Below are 268 nucleotides of genomic sequence, written 5' to 3'. Positions count from 1 at the left end.
GGACAACCTCTCCGCCACAATCGTAAGTTATCGTTATGTTTTCTGGTGTGGGGCAGGGGGCTACACAGTCATTTTCATACCACGCTATCTTATCATCATTTAATGAGGCCGATAATACATCCGCATCGCCATCACCGTCCAAATCCATGGCGTATACGGACCTGGCAGCACCATACGATAATATCGTTATGACCTGCTGCGCACCAAAATTGCCGCTGCCGTCATTCTCGTACCACGCTATCTTATTATCAAGCGAAGAGGCTGATAA

General features: G+C 47.8%; 1 protein-coding gene. It reads right to left on the bottom strand.

Annotation, left to right across the window (positions count from 1 at the left end; all coding sequences use genetic code 11):
* Window positions 1-268 (bottom strand): FG-GAP repeat domain-containing protein (locus IX84_RS18180; RefSeq protein ID WP_044223982.1); only part of this gene is annotated, 268 nt, incomplete at both ends.

Origin of the sequence: Phaeodactylibacter xiamenensis, from assembly GCF_000759025.1 — a bacterium.
Classification (GTDB): domain Bacteria; phylum Bacteroidota; class Bacteroidia; order Chitinophagales; family Saprospiraceae; genus Phaeodactylibacter; species Phaeodactylibacter xiamenensis.
The sequence above is the reverse complement of the archived record's forward strand: the minus strand, read 5'-3'. Positions and strand labels throughout refer to the sequence as shown.